The organism is Microbacterium sp. NPDC090003, from assembly GCF_044748385.1.
Lineage (GTDB): Bacteria > Actinomycetota > Actinomycetes > Actinomycetales > Microbacteriaceae > Microbacterium.
On record NZ_JBIVFW010000002.1, the window covers coordinates 388,737 to 404,688 of the forward strand.

At 68.4% G+C, this 15,952-nt stretch carries 12 protein-coding genes; 6 read left to right on the top strand and 6 right to left on the bottom strand.

Annotated elements, in window-relative coordinates; translation table 11 throughout:
• The first annotated feature begins 46 nt into the window (after positions 1 to 46).
• The 4 genes from mmsA (at position 47) to ACIPVN_RS14810 (ending at position 4,804) form a co-directional block, all read left to right on the top strand.
• Entirely contained in the window at positions 47 to 1,567 is a 1,521-nt protein-coding gene (gene mmsA, locus ACIPVN_RS14795; RefSeq protein WP_400444714.1) for a multiple monosaccharide ABC transporter ATP-binding protein, read from the top strand.
• Complete coding sequence (mmsB, locus tag ACIPVN_RS14800) at positions 1,564 to 2,919, top strand: multiple monosaccharide ABC transporter permease (RefSeq protein ID WP_400444293.1); 1,356 nt, start codon at positions 1,564 to 1,566, stop codon at positions 2,917 to 2,919. Before mmsA ends, mmsB begins: the two co-directional genes overlap by 4 nt.
• Before the next feature lie 59 nt (positions 2,920 to 2,978).
• On the top strand, positions 2,979 to 4,097 hold the full coding sequence (locus ACIPVN_RS14805; protein WP_400444296.1) for a substrate-binding domain-containing protein: 1,119 nt from the start codon (positions 2,979 to 2,981) through the stop codon (positions 4,095 to 4,097).
• Positions 4,098 to 4,351: 254 nt separating this feature from the next.
• Complete coding sequence (locus tag ACIPVN_RS14810) at positions 4,352 to 4,804, top strand: hypothetical protein (RefSeq protein ID WP_400444298.1); 453 nt, start codon at positions 4,352 to 4,354, stop codon at positions 4,802 to 4,804.
• A gap of 104 nt (positions 4,805 to 4,908) precedes the next feature.
• Here the strand turns inward: ACIPVN_RS14810 and ACIPVN_RS14815 are convergent, their stop codons facing one another.
• Genes ACIPVN_RS14815 through ACIPVN_RS14835 form a run of 5 tightly spaced genes read right to left on the bottom strand, consistent with a single transcriptional unit; the run spans position 4,909 to position 11,691 of the window.
• Complete coding sequence (locus tag ACIPVN_RS14815; RefSeq protein WP_400444301.1) at positions 4,909 to 6,195, bottom strand: glycoside hydrolase family 125 protein; 1,287 nt, start codon at positions 6,193 to 6,195, stop codon at positions 4,909 to 4,911.
• Positions 6,183 to 8,555: a glycoside hydrolase family 3 N-terminal domain-containing protein gene (locus ACIPVN_RS14820; RefSeq protein WP_400444304.1), complete on the bottom strand. Its 2,373-nt coding sequence runs from the start codon at positions 8,553 to 8,555 to the stop codon at positions 6,183 to 6,185. Before ACIPVN_RS14820 ends, ACIPVN_RS14815 begins: the two co-directional genes overlap by 13 nt.
• A gap of 14 nt (positions 8,556 to 8,569) precedes the next feature.
• The gene (locus tag ACIPVN_RS14825) at positions 8,570 to 9,421 is read right to left on the bottom strand and encodes a carbohydrate ABC transporter permease (protein WP_400444307.1); all 852 of its coding nucleotides are present in this window, start codon (positions 9,419 to 9,421) and stop codon (positions 8,570 to 8,572) included.
• A gap of 19 nt (positions 9,422 to 9,440) precedes the next feature.
• Positions 9,441 to 10,373 (bottom strand): carbohydrate ABC transporter permease, encoded by a 933-nt coding sequence (locus ACIPVN_RS14830; RefSeq protein WP_400444310.1) that lies wholly within the window; start codon positions 10,371 to 10,373, stop codon positions 9,441 to 9,443.
• 34 nt (positions 10,374 to 10,407) lie between these two features.
• The gene (locus ACIPVN_RS14835) at positions 10,408 to 11,691 is read right to left on the bottom strand and encodes an ABC transporter substrate-binding protein (RefSeq protein ID WP_400444313.1); all 1,284 of its coding nucleotides are present in this window, start codon (positions 11,689 to 11,691) and stop codon (positions 10,408 to 10,410) included.
• 140 nt (positions 11,692 to 11,831) lie between these two features.
• On the opposite strand from ACIPVN_RS14835, the gene ACIPVN_RS14840 reads away from it, so the two are divergent.
• A complete protein-coding gene (locus ACIPVN_RS14840; protein WP_400444316.1) occupies positions 11,832 to 12,866 on the top strand; it encodes a LacI family DNA-binding transcriptional regulator in 1,035 nt (344 codons plus the stop codon).
• 49 nt (positions 12,867 to 12,915) lie between these two features.
• A complete protein-coding gene (locus tag ACIPVN_RS14845; protein WP_400444319.1) occupies positions 12,916 to 14,325 on the top strand; it encodes a glycosyl hydrolase in 1,410 nt (469 codons plus the stop codon).
• 174 nt (positions 14,326 to 14,499) lie between these two features.
• Here ACIPVN_RS14845 and ACIPVN_RS14850 read toward each other — a convergent pair whose 3' ends face one another.
• On the bottom strand, positions 14,500 to 15,852 hold the full coding sequence (locus ACIPVN_RS14850) for a DUF222 domain-containing protein (protein WP_400444322.1): 1,353 nt from the start codon (positions 15,850 to 15,852) through the stop codon (positions 14,500 to 14,502).
• Positions 15,853 to 15,952: the final 100 nt, after the last annotated feature.

Here is a 15,952-nt window from a genome sequence, read left to right on the forward strand (position 1 = left end):
GAGCACCACAGCAACGTTGCCTACCGTGTCTGGCCCCATCCTGGAGATGCGAAACATCACCAAGGAGTTCCCGGGTGTCAAGGCTCTCGCCGACGTCTCCATCACCGTCCGCGCCGGCGAGATCCATGCGATCTGCGGCGAGAACGGTGCCGGGAAGTCGACGCTCATGAAGGTGCTGTCGGGGGTGTACCCGTACGGCACCTACGACGGAGAGATCCTGCTCTACGGCGAGGAGCAGCGCTACAAGGACATCGCGGCGAGCGAAGCCGCCGGCATCGCGATCATCCACCAGGAGCTCGCGCTCATCCCGGAGCTCTCGGTCACGGAGAACATCTTCCTCGGCAACGAGATCCGCCGGTTCGGCACGATCGACTGGCAGGCCCAGACCCAGCGTGCGACCGAGCTGCTGGCCCGCGTCGGCCTGAACGAGGACCCCGACGTCGCCATCAAGACGCTCGGCGTCGGCAAGCAGCAGCTCATCGAGATCGCGAAGGCGCTCAACAAGGACGTCAAGCTGCTCATCCTCGACGAGCCCACCGCCGCGCTCAACGAGAACGACTCCCAGCACCTGCTCGACCTGATCCTCGGCCTGAAGGCCAAGGGGATCGCGTCGATCATCATCAGCCACAAGCTTAACGAGATCGAGCAGATCGCCGACGAGATCACGATCATCCGCGACGGCCGCACGGTCGAGACCCTCGACATCTCGCGCGGCGAGATCAACGAGGACCGCATCATCCGCGGCATGGTCGGTCGTTCGCTCGAGAGCCGATACCCCGACCGCACCCCCGAGATCGGCGAGGTGTTCTTCGAGGTCAAGGACTGGTGGGTGCAGCATCCGACCGTCTCCGAGCGCATGGTCGTCAAGGGCTCCAGCCTCAACGTGCGCCGCGGCGAGGTCGTCGGCATCGCGGGTCTCATGGGCGCCGGTCGCACCGAGTTCGCGATGAGCATCTTCGGACGCTCGTACGGTACGTATCTCGGCGGGACCATGGTCAAGGACGGCCAGGAGATCTCGCTGCCCGACGTGGCATCCGCCATCAAGCACGGTCTCGCGTACGTGAGCGAGGACCGCAAGGTCCTCGGCCTCAACCTGCTCGACACCATCAAGCGATCCGTCGTCGCCGCCAAGCTCTCCAAGATCACCAAGCGCGGCGTCGTCGACGACCGAGCGGAGTTCGCGGTCGCCGAGCAGTACCGCAAGGCGCTGCGCATCAAGACGCCCTCGGTCGAAGAGGGCGTCGGCAAGCTATCGGGCGGCAACCAGCAGAAGGTCGTCCTCGCCAAGTGGATGTTCACCGACCCCGATCTGCTGATCCTCGACGAGCCCACCCGCGGCATCGATGTCGGCGCGAAGTACGAGATCTACGCGATCATCAACGAGCTCGCGTCGCAGGGCAAGGGAGTGATCGTGATCTCCAGCGAGCTGCCCGAGCTCCTCGGCATCTCCGACCGCATCTACACCGTCTTCGAAGGTCGGGTCACCGACTGCATCCCGGCCGACCAGGCGACACCCGAGGCCCTCATGCGCAGCATGACCTCCGCTACCCAGAAAGCAACCGCATGACCACCGAGACCACGACCGCGAAGCGCGGGTTCCACTTCAAGGACATCACCAAGATGTTCGGCGGCGGCGGAACCTCGACGCTGCGTCAGTTCGGAATCCTCGGCAGCCTGATCGTCATCATCGTGCTGTTCGAGATCCTGACGCTCATCCGCAACGGGCCCAACGGCGCGACGCTGACCTCGGGCAACCTGATCAACGTCATCAACCAGTACTCCTTCATCCTGATCCTCGCGATCGGCATGGTGATGGTCATCATCATGGGGCACATCGACCTCTCGGTCGGATCCGTGGCGGCCTTCACCGGGATCATCGTGGCGAAGGCCATGCAGGACTGGAACCTCCCCTGGCCGCTCGCGATCCTGCTCGGCCTTGCCGTGGGTGCCGCGGTCGGCGCCTGGCAGGGCTTGTGGGTCGCCTACGTCGGAGTGCCGGCGTTCATCGTGACGCTGGCCGGCATGCTGCTCTTCCGCGGCTGGCAGCAAGTCATCGGCGACTCCCAGACGATTCCGGTCCCCAAGGGCTTCCAGATCATCGGCACCGGATACCTGCCCGAGATCGGCCTGCCTCTGCCCTTCAACATCCCGACCATGCTCCTCGCGCTGGTCGGTGTGGCGTGGCTCGTCTTCTTCGAGATCCGCACGCGTCGTGCCCAGCACAAGATGGGTTCCGAGAGCGCCCCGCTCTGGGTGAGCGTGACCAAGGTCGTGCTGATCTCGGCCGTCGTGCTCATCGCCGCGTGGATGTTCGCGACCGGCCGCCCGGGTACCAGCTTCCCCGTGCCCGGCATCATTCTGCTGGCCCTCGTCATCCTCTACACCTTCGTCACCAGCAAGACGGTGTTCGGTCGTCACATCTACGCCGTCGGCGGCAACCGCCAGGCCGCGCGCCTGTCGGGCGTCAAGGACCGCTGGGTGGACTTCTTCGTCATGATGAACATGTCGATGCTCGCGGCTCTCGCAGGAATGATCTTCGTCGCCCGCTCGCAGGCCTCCGGCCCGAACGACGGTACCGGTTGGGAGCTCGACGCGATCGCCTCGGTGTTCATCGGTGGCGCGGCCGTCGCCGGCGGTATCGGAACGGTGATCGGCTCGATCATCGGTGGACTCGTGATGGCCTTCCTCAACAACGGCCTCGCCCTCCTGGGGCAGGGGTCGGACGTCGTCGCCATGGTCAAGGGCATCGTCCTGCTCCTCGCTGTCGGCATCGACGTCTGGAACAAGCAGCAGGGTCGTCCCTCGCTCATCGGTTTCATGACACGCCGGTTCGGCCGTCAGGTGGATCCCGCCACCGAGACCTTCGAGCCCAACAAGACCTACCAAGCCCCACCCGTCGACAAGACGAGCGGAAAGTAGGGGTCGGATCGCGTGGCCCACGCGCGTTCGGACCTTCACACACCAGAGAAAGAGATCACATGAAGAAGATCCTTGTTTCGGCGACAGCGCTTGTCGTCGCGGGCGCCTTCGCCCTCACCGGCTGCTCATCGGAGCGCGGCGGTGACACCGGATCCGGCAGCGGCGAAGAGGCCTCCGGCTTCGAGGCGGGCTCGACGATCGGTGTCGCGCTCCCCGACAAGACGTCGGAGAACTGGGTTCTCGCCGGCAAGCTGTTCACCGACGGGCTCGAGGCCGCCGGCTTCAAGGCCGACGTGCAGTACGCGCCGTCGAGCAACACGGTTGCCGAACAGCAGAACCAGATCCAGGCGATGGTGCAGAACGGTGCCAAGGTCGTCATCATCGGTGCGAACGACGGCAAGCAGCTGGCCACCCAGGTGCAGGCGGCCAAGGATGCCGGTGCGTACGTTATCGCGTACGACCGTCTCATCGAGAACACCGAGGCTGTCGACTACTACGTCGCCTTCGATAACTTCAAGGTCGGCCAGCTGCAGGGGCAGGCGCTCCTGGACGGTCTCGAGGCCAACGCCGGTCACGAAGCTCCGTACAACATCGAGCTGTTCTCCGGCGCTGCAACGGACGCCAACTCGTCCGTCTTCTTCGACGGCGCGATGGATGTGCTTCAGCCCAAGATCGATGACGGCACGCTGAAGGTCGTCTCGGGTCAGACGGAGATCGCTCAGACGGCGACGGAGGGCTGGCTCCCGGAGAACGCTCAGAACCGCATGGACACGATCCTGACCGGTTCGTACAGCGGTGACACCGTCATCGACGGTGTCCTCTCGCCGAACGACACGCTTGCACGCGCCATCATCACGTCGGTGCAGCAGGCGGGCAAGCCGGTCCCGGTCGTCACGGGCCAGGACTCCGAGGTCGAGTCCGTCAAGTCGATCATGGAGGGTGTGCAGTACTCCACGATCAACAAGGACACGACGCTCCTCGTGGCGCAGGCCATCAAGATGGTCGAGCAGCTGCAGAAGGGCGAGGAGGTCGACGTCAACGACACCGAGTCCTACGACAACGGGGCCAAGATCGTCGACTCGTACCTGCTCGACCCGGTGATCGTCACCAAGGACAACGCCGCCGAGGCCTACGCCAACGTTCCGAGCCTCCTCGAGATCGTGAAGTCGTACCAGTAAGCGATTCGCAGAGTCTCACGACGAACCGTCCGCCCTTCGGGGCGGGCGGTTTGTCGTTCTGGCCGATATCGGGAAATGCGGAGGAAACTCCCTGCTGGGTCATTTCTGTCTTCATATGTGACCCTCGTGTCGGTACGCGAGGCGACATATTCCGCCGCCGCGTTCGTCGTTCTGAACGAGGGGTTGACAGCCGATAGGAGCACTGGAAACGTACCGGCCATATCCCGCACAAAGGGGTGTGATCGGAGGAAGTCATGAAGAAGAAATCACTGATCGGCTGGGGCGTCGCCGCCGTGGTCGCGTTGTCGACCATCGCCGCGCCGAGCGCCGCCAGCGCGCAGAGCGCGCCGGCCAGCGCGCCGGCCACCGCTCAGGTCGCCGTTCAGCCCGCATCGACGGGTGACTACGAGTACATCTGTGTCGGCACCGATGGGTCGTCGTATTCGATGGCTAATGGCGCGCCGCTCAGCGACTGCAAGGGTTCTTACCTTCAGAAATACATCAACGGCCAGCAGGTCGACAGCATCAGCCTCACAGGAACAGGTGCCGTGGCGAGCGTTCCCGCGGATAAAGTCCAGTGCGTGATCTGGCTCGGGAAGACCGCGGGCGGTATGGTTCTCGGCATCGTGGTCGTGGGAGCCGGTCCATTCACTCTGGCGGGATTCTTGTCCAAAGTCGCTCTCGGCGCACCCAATTGCACCGCGTGATTCGGTAATGCATGTATAACGCATCGGCGTCATCGTGAGATGTGCCGAACGGAACCGCCCGGGTCGCCCGACCCGGGCGGTTCCGCGCGTGTGTGCCGGGGCGATCAGTCCGCGGCGACCGCGAGCGCGAGTTCGCAGAACATCGACTCCGCCCACGAGAACCACGGGCGGCTGAACACCGACGGGTCGTCGACGTGGATGCTCTCGTGGATGTGGCCGGTGCCGGCATCCGTCTCGGCGATCGTGCGGAGCAGTCGCACGCGGTCGGCCGGTGTGCCGACGAGGCCCTCGACCGCGAGGGCGATCGGCCAGACGCGCCCCTCCCGGGTGTGCGGGCTGCCGATGCCGCGCAGGGCCGTGCCCTCGAACCAGTACGGGTTCGTCGGGCTCAGCACTACACGACGTGTGTTCTCCCAGATCTCTCGGTCGATCACGGCGGGGGCGAACAGGGGGAGCGAGAGCAGCGAGGGCGTGTTCGCATCGTCCATCACGAGCGCACCGCCGAGGCCATCGACCTCGTAGGCGTAGATGGGGTCCCCGGCGGGCCCGTCGATGATGCCGTGCGACTGCACGCCCGCGCGGAGCTCGTCGGAGAGGGCGAGGGCGTCGATCGAGAGCGCCTCGTCGTCGAGCACCTCGAGGGCGATCTCGGCGAGGGCGCGCAGCGCCTGTGCGGCGAACAGATTGGCAGGGATGTTGTAGCCGTAGGTGCACGCGTCGTCGGAGGGGCGGAAGCCGCTCCAGGTCATCCCCGTGTGCGCGACGGCGGAACCGCGGCCGCCGCGGGGGAGAGTCTCGGTGGCGATCGCGGTCGCGCGCTCGAAACGGTAGGGAGAGTTCTCGTGGCGCTGCTCGGCTCGGAGCTGATCGACGATCGTGCGCAGCACCGCGTGCGCACGATCGTCGAAGACCGACGTGCGCCCGGTGCGCCGCCAGAGGGTGTGGGCGAGGGAGACCGGGTAGCAGAGGCTGTCGACCTCGTACTTCTGCTCCCACACCTCGGGGTCGTCGCAGACGTCGTCGGGGTCGTAGTGGGCGCCGGTCGGGCCGTCGTTGAAGGCGTTCGCGTAGGAGTCGTGCGCGAGGAATCCGAACTGCCGGCGCACCACACCCTCGACCAGGTCGGCCACCTGCGGGCTCCGATCGAGGAAGCGCAGGTAGGGGGTGAGCTGCGTCGTCGAATCGCGCAGCCACATCGCCGGGATGTCGCCGGTGATGATGAAGATGCGGCCGTCCGGATCGATCCCCACGGTGTCGGTGAGGGTGCGCAGCAGCGCCGATTCGACGAGCTCGCCGATGCGGTCGCCGCTCGTGCGCCGCACTCCGTCGGCGGCGTCGGTGATCAGCCTCCGCGTATGAACATCGGGTGCGAAAGCGTTCAGCTCGCCCATCCGGTGCGGCCTTCCTCGTCGGCGACGCGGATCGTGATCGCGTCGTCGGTCGGATCGTGCGCGGATGCCGGGTCGTGCCCCGATGCCGTCCACGCGATGATCTCGGCGGGCAGGGCCTCGGGTCGCCCGCTCGCCCAGGAGCCGAGGGCGTCGAGTCCGAGGTCGAATGCTGCGGTGGTGCGGGCCCCCGCCGCGACGGTCACCCGGGTCACCGCGAGCAGCGTCCGACGTCGGGGACGGACGCCGCGCTCGTGCCGGCGCCCGTAGAGCGGGACGGCGAGGGAGACCTCGGATGCCGAGGCGTTCGCGACGTCGACCTGGATCGTGCGGCGCTCGCCGGCCTGCAGATCGGTCGCGCGGATGGTGAGGGAGTCGGGATCGGCGGGACGCAGGCGGACCTCGACCGTCGATGGTGTGCCGGTGCCGAAGAGCGCACCGGCGGGGTGGCGTGCATCGAGGTAGCCGCGCGCGGTCTCGCGACGTTCGTCGTGGGCGACCGGGAGAGCGCCATCGGCCGAGGGGAGCGTCGCGGGCAGCAGGCCTCCGCCCACGCCGGTCGTGAGCGCCCGGACGATCGCCTCCCCGCCGCCGGGGCCGGGGAACGGCGCCAGGATCACGGAATCCGAGAGCGCGATGACGTCGTCGAGCGGACGCGGCCGTCCGTCGATCACGACGGCGATCACTCGCGAGGCATCCGACGCATGCGCCGCACGCAGCAGCGCGAGTTGAGCGTCGGGCAGCGCGAGGCGCGCGAGATCGACGCCCTCGCCGTTGGTGGTGTCGGGTGCCGGCGCATCGATCGCGCCGTTGTCGGCGAACTCGTCGTCGTAACTGCGGCGGCTCGTTCCACCGAGTACCACGAGCGCGACGTCGGCGCCGTCGAGGGCCGCGCGCACGGCCTTTCGGGCCGCTGCAGGATCGTCGAGTTCACCGCGATGGGTGGAGCCCTGAGCGAAGCGCACCCGCTGCGCACCGAACCGCGCGATCAGAGCCGAATGCACGGTCGAGGACGCCGGGTCGGGGGTCGGGCGCGGAGGGGTGTAGTCGCCGAGCTGGGCCTCGAGGTCCGAGGCGTTCGGTCCGAGGAGAGCGATCACGGCGCCGGCATCCCCGGGGTCTCCGACAGCCGGAAGCGGCAGCGCTGCCGCGTCGTGCACGACGATGACGGACTGCGCGGCGGCACGCGCGGCGAGGGAGAGGAACGCACGCTCGCGTTCCGGATCGACCGGGGGTGCCGGTGGGGCGTCGTCCGAACGGATCGCGCCGGACTCGCCGATCAGACCGAGACGGCGCTTGAGCGCGAGCACGCGCTCGGCGGCGCGCGTCACCACGCTCTCGTCCAGGACACCGCGCTCGACGGCTTCCTCGACGTGGGTGAACGCGTCGTCCCACAGGCTCAGGTCGACGCCGGCCTCGAGGGCGATGGCTGCGGCGGTCGCCGGGTCGGGGGAGCTGTCGCGCAGCCGGTCGATCGCGGTGCCGTCGGCCATCACGAGGCCGTTCCACCCCCAGTCCTCCCGCAGCGTTCCGGTGAGCAGCTCGCGGTTCGCGGTGCAGGGGATGCCGTCGATGTCGTTATACGCGGCCATGAAACCGGCGACGCCGACGCGGGCGGCGGCGTAGGCCGGGCGCAGATGGATCTCGCCCAGCTCCCGGCGCCCGATCGGTGCACCGGAGCCGTTGCGGCCTCCGATACCCGCGCCCTGTGCCGCGAGGTGCTTGGCGACCACGGCGACCCGTTCGGGGGCGATCTTCGCCCAGGGGGTCACGGCATCCGTCCCCTGCATCCCGCGCACCGTCGCCTCGACGAGAAGGGCGGCGAGCGCCGGATCCTCGCCGAAGCACTCCTCTGCGCGACCCCAGCGCGGGTCGCGCAGCACGTCGAGCCCCGAGACCAGCGCGACGTGCGTGCCGCGCGCCCGCGTCTCGGCGGCGACGTGCGCGGCGAGCTCGCGTGTGAGGTCCGGGTCCATGCCCGCGCCGAGCGCCAGGTTGACGGGCAAGGTCGTGCCGCCGAGAGCCAGGAGTCCGTGCGGCACCTCTTCGACGAACAGCGACGGCAGGCCCGCGCCGTGCGTGACGACGTACTCCTGCACGGCCGCGTAGACCTCGAGGCTGCGCTCGGGCGGGATGCCGTTGCTCCAACGTACCTGCGACCACGGGTCGGCGCGCAGCACGCCGTAGATCGCGCCGATCCCGCCCCAGCGATCGACCTCGCGGCGCAGGACGTCGGTGATGCGCGGCGAGCCGTCGACCCAGCGGACGGCCTCCCAGCCCTTGAGCCGCTGATTGATCTGGCCGACGCGTTCGCGCAGGGGGAGCGAGGCGGCGGTCGTCGTCGCCGGGTCGAGTGGCTTCATCGCTCGATCGCCCGTCATCCCTTGATCGCCCCGGAGACCAGCGCTTTCTGCATCTGCTTCTGGAGGACGGTGTACACGAGGTAGACGGGGAGCAGGGTCAGGAGGGTTCCGGCCATCAGCACACCGTAGTCGGTGCCCGCGTCGACCTTGAGGGTCGGCAGCGCCACCTGGATCGTGCGCTGGGCGGTGTCGGGTCCGATGAGGATCAGTGGGTACAGGTACGCGTTCCAGAACGAGAGGAAGTTCAGCAGCAGCACGGTCGCGATACCGGGGATGCAGATCGGCAGGTAGACCTGTCGGAGCACCTGCAGTGTGGTCGCGCCGTCCATCGAGGCCGCCTCCTCGAGCTCGCGCGGGATGGTGCGCATGAAGGCGGTGAGGATGACGATCGACAGGGGGAGGGCGGTCGCCGGAAGCAGCAGCACCACGAACGTGCGCGTGTGGAACAGCCCGAGCGATGCGGCGAGCAGGAAGGTGGGGAACAGCGCGGCGAACGAGGGGATCAGGAAACCGAGGCTGAAGACCGTCTCGATGATGCGGCCGACCCTGCCCGTGGCGCGGGCCAGGGCGAACGCGGCGGGGAGGGCGAGGAGCAGTGTGAGCACCAGCGCCGCCACGGTCGTCAGGGCGGAGTTCGCGACGGCGAGGCCCAGATCGGCCTGGCGCATCGCGGTCTCGAAGTTCGAGAAGTCCCAGCTCGACGGGAGCGCGAGGGGCGATTCGAAGATCTCCTCGTTCGTCTTGAACGACGACGCGATGAAGTAGTAGAAGGGGATGATCAGGATGGCCGCATAGAGCCAGGCGAGGGTGCCGCTCGTGAGGGATCCGACCCGGTCGCGGAGGGGGAGGACGGTGCGTGATGCCATGGGATGCTCCTTCGTCCGGTCAGTGGGTCGCACGCAGCGTGCGGCGGATCAGCCACATGCCGAGCAGTCCGAGGATGAACAGGATGACGCCGACGGCCTGGCTGTAGCCGAGGTTCGTCTCGACGAACGCCTTGCTGTAGATGAGGTAGGACAGCGTCATGGTCGAGGTACCGGGACCGCCCTGGGTGAGCAGCAGCACGGTCTGGGCGGAGTTGAACAGCAGTGACAGGAACTGCAGCATCGTCACGACGCCGATGAAGTCCTGGGCGATCGGCCAGTACATGCGCCACGCCACCCGCCAGTCCCCGGCGCCGTCGACTCGGGCGGCCTGCACGATCTCGGTGTCGACGCCGTCGAGGCGGGCGGCGATGAGCACGGCCGAGTAGCCGATGCCGCTCCACAGCTCGACCGCGATGATCGCACCGAGAGCAGTGCTCGGGTCGGCCAGCCAGGCGTTGCCTCCCAGGCCCAGGGGAGCGAGGATGCCGTTGATCAGCCCATCGGGGTTGAGCATGGCGTAGAAGACCATCGCCGTCGCCGGGGCGGAGATGAGTGCCGGGATGAAGAGCAGGTACCGGAGCACCCGGTGACCGCGCGGCTTCTGCACGACGTAGAACGCGAGCAGGAACGCGAGGACGATCATGATCGGCAGGCCGACGACGATCTGGATCGCGGAGTTGCCGAGCGCGGCCCAGAAGGTCGCGTCGGAGAACACGGCGCGGAAGTTGTCCCAGCCCGCGAAGGTCGGCGTCTCGAGCATGCCGGGCCAGCGCAGGAACGAGATCACGAAGATCGCGACCACGGGGCCGATCATGAACACGGCGTACCAGATGAGCGCCGGCAGGGCGAGGCCGGGGAACCGCTCGCGCAACGACGAGCGGCGGGGGCGTCCGTTCGGGGGGAGGGCGGTGACGAGCTGTTCGGTGGTGGGGGCGGGGGCGAGCGCGGTCATGGTGTCCTCTCGGGCATGGTGTCCTCTCGGGCCCTCAGGCCGCGGCGTAGGCCTTCTCGAACGTGTCGATGATCTGGTCGGCGGGCGCTCGGCCGTACGCCATCGCGGTCGCCCGGATCATCGGCTCGAAGACGGCGTCGGGGATGAGCAGATCGGGCAGCATCACCGGGGTGACCTGATCGGTCGTGAGCTGGGAGGCCTGTGCGACGAGCGGGAAATCGCGGCTGACCACATCGGTGACCCGGCTCATGTCGCGACCGGAGCCGAGGATGAACTCGCTCGTGACCTCGGGCGTGTAGAGGTTCTGGATGAACGGCTTCAGCAGATCGAGCTTCTCGGCGCCGTTCGCGCTGATCCAGATGCCGTGGCCGTTGAAACTCTGGATGACCGTGGGGTGGGCGACGACGCCGCCGCGCGACGGCACCGGCCAGCCGCCGACCGTGACCTCGGCGGCGCGCTCGGCCGGCACGAGGGCGAGGGCCGACGACATCGCCGGGACGATCGCCGCTTTGCGGGTGTTGAACTGGGTGAGTTCGGAGTCGGAGGTGTAGCCCTGCACGTTGTCGACGAAGACGCCCGCATCGCGCAGCTCGACGAAGTGCTCGACACCGGCCACGGCGCCCGGGAACTCCGAGAGTCTGCCGGAGGAGAACGCCTTCTTCGCCTCGTCGCGGGTGAGGAAGCCCTGCAGGATCTGCAGGAACATCTTCTGGCCGCTCCAGTCCGAGCCGCCGACGGTCACCGGGCCGATGCCCTTCGAGCGCAGCGCGTCGGCCACGGCGATCAGTTCGTCCGAGGTCGTCGGGATGCCGACGCCGGCTTCATCGAGGAGCCCGGTGTTGAACGAGACCGGCCAGTTGGTGCGGGTGAACGGGAAGGCGCGCAGATTGCCTTCGTCATCCGTCCATTCCTCGAGCGCCTCGGGGATGATCTTGTCGCGCAGGCCCCACTCGTCGAGCAGATGCTGCACCGGGATGGTGGCGCCCAGGCGGGTCCAGGAGAGCGTGCGGCCCTGGAGGTTGACCATCGCGATGTCGGCTTCCTTGCCGGCCAGCGAGCTGGTCTCGAACACGATCGGCAGGTCGGAGCCGTTCTTGAGGAGGGCGACGGGCCGATCGTTGGCACGCGAGTACGCGGCGACGACATCCGAGAAGACCTGGGCGCCCGACACGGCACCGCTGAGCTGCGTGTGCACGGAGATCGAGCCCGCCGCGCTGGACGTCGGCATGAGGGGGCCGCATCCGGTGAGCAGAGGAATCATCACCCCACCTCCGATCACCGCCCCGAGAAAGGTGCGCCTGCTGATGCCTTCGGTCATGAGCCCTCCTGAGAGCTGCAGTGCTGCGGATGGATGCTGTCGTGGGTGCTGTCGCGGGTGCTGTGTAAAGCGGTACACGTCAACGTGCGATTAATGTATACCGCTTTACAACGGAGGGTCAACACCCTAATCTCGGTGGTGTGAGCGAGAAGGTGACGAACGACAAGAAGCCCGCCCGCGCGACGATCGCCGCGGTCGCCGCGCGCGCCGGGGTGTCGCCCTCCGCCGTGTCGCACGTGTTCAACGGGCGGCCCAACGTGTCCGCGGCGACGGCCGCGCGCATCCGTCAGGCGGCCGACGAGCTGCACTGGCGCCCGAACTACGCGAGCCGCAAAGTGAGTGGTCAGGGCGGACGAAGCCTCGGTCTCGTGATCGCCCGCTCGGGTGACACGTTCGAGCGCGATCCGTTCTTCATGCGGTTGATCGCCGGCCTCACCGAGCCACTCGCAGAGATCGGATGGTCGCTGTCGCTCACCCTCGTGCGCGGCGAGGACGAGGAGCGCGTGTATCGCGAGTGGTGGAGCGAGCAGCGCGTGGATGCGTTCCTGCTCGTCGACCTGCGTGATGACGACCCCCGCATCGGCTTCGTTCGCGAGCTCGGTGCACCCGCCGTGCTGCTCGGAGCGCCGGTCGACGACGCGGTCCCGGCCGTGACCGTGCACGACGACGCCGCATACGAAGAGGTGCTCGCGCACCTGCACGGCCTCGGCCATCGCGCCGTCGCCCGCGTCAGCGATTCGCCGGGTCTCGTGCACGCCCGCGACCGCGATCGCCGCTTCGTGGATGCCGCAGAGAAGCGCGGCATGGCCTCGCTCGTGCTGCGGTGGGAGCGCGAAGCATCCGATCCGGTGGCGGATCTGCTGGCGCGCGCCGGTGCGACGACCGCTCTCTTGGTGGACAGCGAGGCCCTCGCGGCCGAGATCGTCGCGCATGCGCCCGAGATCGGTGTGCGCGTGCCCGAGCAGCTGTCGGTGATCGCGTGGGAGGACTCCTGGGTCTCGAGCCTGGTGCGCCCGCGGCTCACCGCGCTCGATGCCCCGGTCGAGGAGAGCGCTCGCACCGCCGTGGCGCTGCTCGCGCAGCTCGTGAGCGGCGAGGACGTCGTGTCGCACACCGTGTCGGCGCGGCGCTTGATCGTGCGCGAATCGAGCGGCCCCGCGCCGACGGATGCATGACTGCCGATCCCAAGACCTCCTGCCCACGATCGAGAAGGACCACAGATCAGTGACCGACAACACTCCGAGTTCCGATGCTCCGCGTTTCGATGCTCCGCGTTTCGATGCTCCGCGTTTCGATGCTCCGCGTTTCGGGGCGAACTACACCCCCTCCCAGGACTGGATGTTCCAGTGGATGGGGATCGACGCCGATGTCGTGCGCGCGGACTTCGAGGCACTCGCGGGGCTGGGGCTCGATCATGTGCGGGTCTTCCCGCTGTGGCCCGTGCTGCAGCCGAACCGGACGCTCATCCGCCGCAAAGCCCTCGACGACATCGCTCTCGTCGCCGACATCGCGGCCGAGTTCGAGCTCGACATCGCCGTCGACGTGATTCAGGGCCACATGTCGGGCTTCGATTTCGTGCCGGCGTGGCTGGTCAACTGGCACGACGGCAACATGTTCACCGATGAGACGGCGATCCAGGCGCAGTCGGCGCTCGTCGCCGCGGTCTACGACGCGGTGCGCGACAAGCCGAACCTCATCGGTCTGACGCTCGGCAACGAGCTCAACCAGTTCCAGCTGCCCAACCCTGCCGCGATGCCCGCCGAGAGCACGCAGATCACACACTGGCTCGAGAGCCTGCTGGGTGCGCCGCGCGATCGTGATCCGCGCCACCTCATCGCGCACAGCGAGAACGATCACCTCTGGTATCGCGACGGGCATCCGTTCCTGCCCGAGCACGCGTCCCGTCTCGGTGATGTCACGACGGTGCATTCGTGGATCTTCAACGGCACCGCGGCGCGCTACGGCGGCCTCTCGTCGCCGTCGGTTCGTCACGCCGAGTGGATGATCGAGCTCTCGAAGGCGTTCGCCACCGATCCGCAGCGCAAGGTGTGGCTGCAGGAGGTGGGTGCTCCGTCGATGAATCTCGCGGCCGAGGAGATGCCCGAGTTCGCCGCGCGCACGGTCGAGGCGGCGCTGACGACGGAGCGTCTCTACGGCATCACGTGGTGGTGCTCGCACGACGTGTCGCGCTCGCTCGGGGACTACAAGGATCTCGAGTACTCGCTCGGACTGCTCGACACCGAGAACGTCGTCAAGCCGCTGGGCCGGCGTTTTGCGGAGCTGGTCGCTCAGGCGCGGGCGGATGCGCGGGCGGATGCCCGGACGGATGCCGGGGCGGATGCCCGGACGGATGCCGGGGCGGATGCCCGGGAGGTGGCAGCGACGTCTGCGCAGTCGCGCAGCGCGTCGCGCGTCGTGCCGCGGACCGTGGGCGTCGTGATCGACGTGGACGGCGACGACCTTCCTCTCTCCCGCACCGACCTCGCCCCCGGTGGGCGGGTGTTCGAGCGCTGGCACGAGCTGCGGGAGCAGGGCGAGCCCGTGACCGTGGTCACCTCGCGCACCGCTCAGGATTCCGCGGCCCTCGCCGTTCGTGGAATCGACACCGTCGTCGAGGTCGTGCAGCGCGCCTGAGGGAAGCGTGCCTGAGCGCAGTGCGCCGGAGCGCAGCGCCCCGGAGCGCAGTGCACCTGAGCGCAGTGCGCCGGAGCGCAGCGCACCTGAGGCAGCGCGCCTGAGCGCAGCGCGCCTGAGGGCAACCCCGGAGGCCGCTCGCCCGCGGGCAGCAGCGCACCTCCGGGCGGCAACTCACCTGCGGTCGGTGAACCTGACCGTGTTCTGTTCGGGCGGTCGGTCGATGTAGGTCGTCCCGGTCGGACTGGTCCAGACGAGGTCCCCGGTGGTTCCGAGAGTCGCGTTCGTCTCTCGGGCCCCGCGAGCGGTCCCCGCGCCCTCCTCGCTGCGTCGTCGGCGTTCGACTCGCCACCGCGAGTGGTGTTTGAGCATGTGGTGTCGCCGGCAGAGGTGGGCGAGGTTGTCGGCGCAGGTCTCGCCACCGCTCGAGGCGGCGTGCGTGTGGTCGATGTCGCATCGCCGCGCGGCGATGTTGCAACCGGGGAAGCGGCAGCGCTGATCGCGAGCCCGCAGATGTCGGGTGAGTTGATCGGTGGGGCGGTAGCGGTCGACGGCGAGCAGCGCGCCGGTGATCGGGTGCGTGAGCACGCGTTCCCAGCCGGGCGTCCGGCCCGCGAGGAGGCGCGCCGTGTCGGTATCGATGGGGGAGCGGCCGTCGAGCTCTGCCGGGGGTGCGCCGGGGTGGTTCGGGTCCTCGTCCATGAGCGTGAAGACGGGGACGGTGACTTCCACGCGTGCGCGGATTGCGCCGAGCAGTTCCGCATCGCTGCCGTGTCCTGTCGGAGTACCGGTGAGCGCGATGTCGGCGAGCAGGTCGGCGCGCAGCTGATCCATCGTGCGGGAATCGCACTCGGAGCCGGATTCGCGGGCCGCCCGCCCGTTCTCGAGCGTGATCGTCCGCGCCATGCGCGTCAGACGATCGTGCATCCCGTGCACGAGCACCGCGGGGCCCAGCATCCCGAGCTCGGCCATTCCGTCATCGAGATCCCTCACCCACACCCGTCGCAGTTCCCGGGCATCGCGGTGACGTTCGGTGACGGTGCGCGCCTGGTACTGCTCCGCCATCCGTCGCGCTATCCGACGCAACCTGTTCGGCGACTCGACGGACGCAGCCTCCACCGCGCGCGCCGCATAGCGGGCCCGGTCGGCCGGGTCGTCCAGGTGCGCGCCGGCGTCGACGATGACCCGCGTGTGGGCGGCACTGATCCGCCCCGCGCCCTGCGCCGCCCACACCTCGGTGAATCGCTCGACCGCCCACGACGCCTCGTCCATCCGCCGCTCGATCGTCCGGTCGCTCGCCCGCACCGCCGCCCCGATCTCCGACGCGACCGCGCGCACGGCCATGTCCCCGCGATCCGGATGCGCCGCCTGTCGCGCGATGTCGACCGCGACGCGAGCGGCGACGGCGAGCATCCCGTCGCGCACCGCCGACAGGCGGGCGATCGTCTCCTCGACCGCCCGCACCGAGCCCACCAGATCGGCGATCATCGCCGTCTGAGGGTCCGTCGCGTCGAGAAGTTCCGTCATGCGAACAGCCCACCACGGGCCACCGACATTCGAACATACAAACGAAAGACGAGCGCCGACCCCGCCGGAGGTTCTCCACAGCACCGCGCCGCAGCTCTGG

What these genes read in the sequence shown, in the direction of transcription:
- ACIPVN_RS14810 (WP_400444298.1), top strand. Translation starts at nt 4,352, where the DNA reads ATGAAGAAGAAATCACTGATCGGCTGGGGCGTCGCCGCCGTGGTCGCG.
- ACIPVN_RS14830 (WP_400444310.1), bottom strand. Translation starts at nt 10,373, where the DNA reads ATGACCGCGCTCGCCCCCGCCCCCACCACCGAACAGCTCGTCACCGCC.
- ACIPVN_RS14815 (WP_400444301.1), bottom strand. Translation starts at nt 6,195, where the DNA reads ATGGGCGAGCTGAACGCTTTCGCACCCGATGTTCATACGCGGAGGCTG.
- mmsB (WP_400444293.1), top strand. Translation starts at nt 1,564, where the DNA reads ATGACCACCGAGACCACGACCGCGAAGCGCGGGTTCCACTTCAAGGAC.
- ACIPVN_RS14820 (WP_400444304.1), bottom strand. Translation starts at nt 8,555, where the DNA reads ATGAAGCCACTCGACCCGGCGACGACGACCGCCGCCTCGCTCCCCCTG.
- ACIPVN_RS14850 (WP_400444322.1), bottom strand. Translation starts at nt 15,852, where the DNA reads ATGACGGAACTTCTCGACGCGACGGACCCTCAGACGGCGATGATCGCC.
- ACIPVN_RS14835 (WP_400444313.1), bottom strand. Translation starts at nt 11,691, where the DNA reads ATGACCGAAGGCATCAGCAGGCGCACCTTTCTCGGGGCGGTGATCGGA.
- mmsA (WP_400444714.1), top strand. Translation starts at nt 47, where the DNA reads ATGCGAAACATCACCAAGGAGTTCCCGGGTGTCAAGGCTCTCGCCGAC.
- ACIPVN_RS14805 (WP_400444296.1), top strand. Translation starts at nt 2,979, where the DNA reads ATGAAGAAGATCCTTGTTTCGGCGACAGCGCTTGTCGTCGCGGGCGCC.
- ACIPVN_RS14825 (WP_400444307.1), bottom strand. Translation starts at nt 9,421, where the DNA reads ATGGCATCACGCACCGTCCTCCCCCTCCGCGACCGGGTCGGATCCCTC.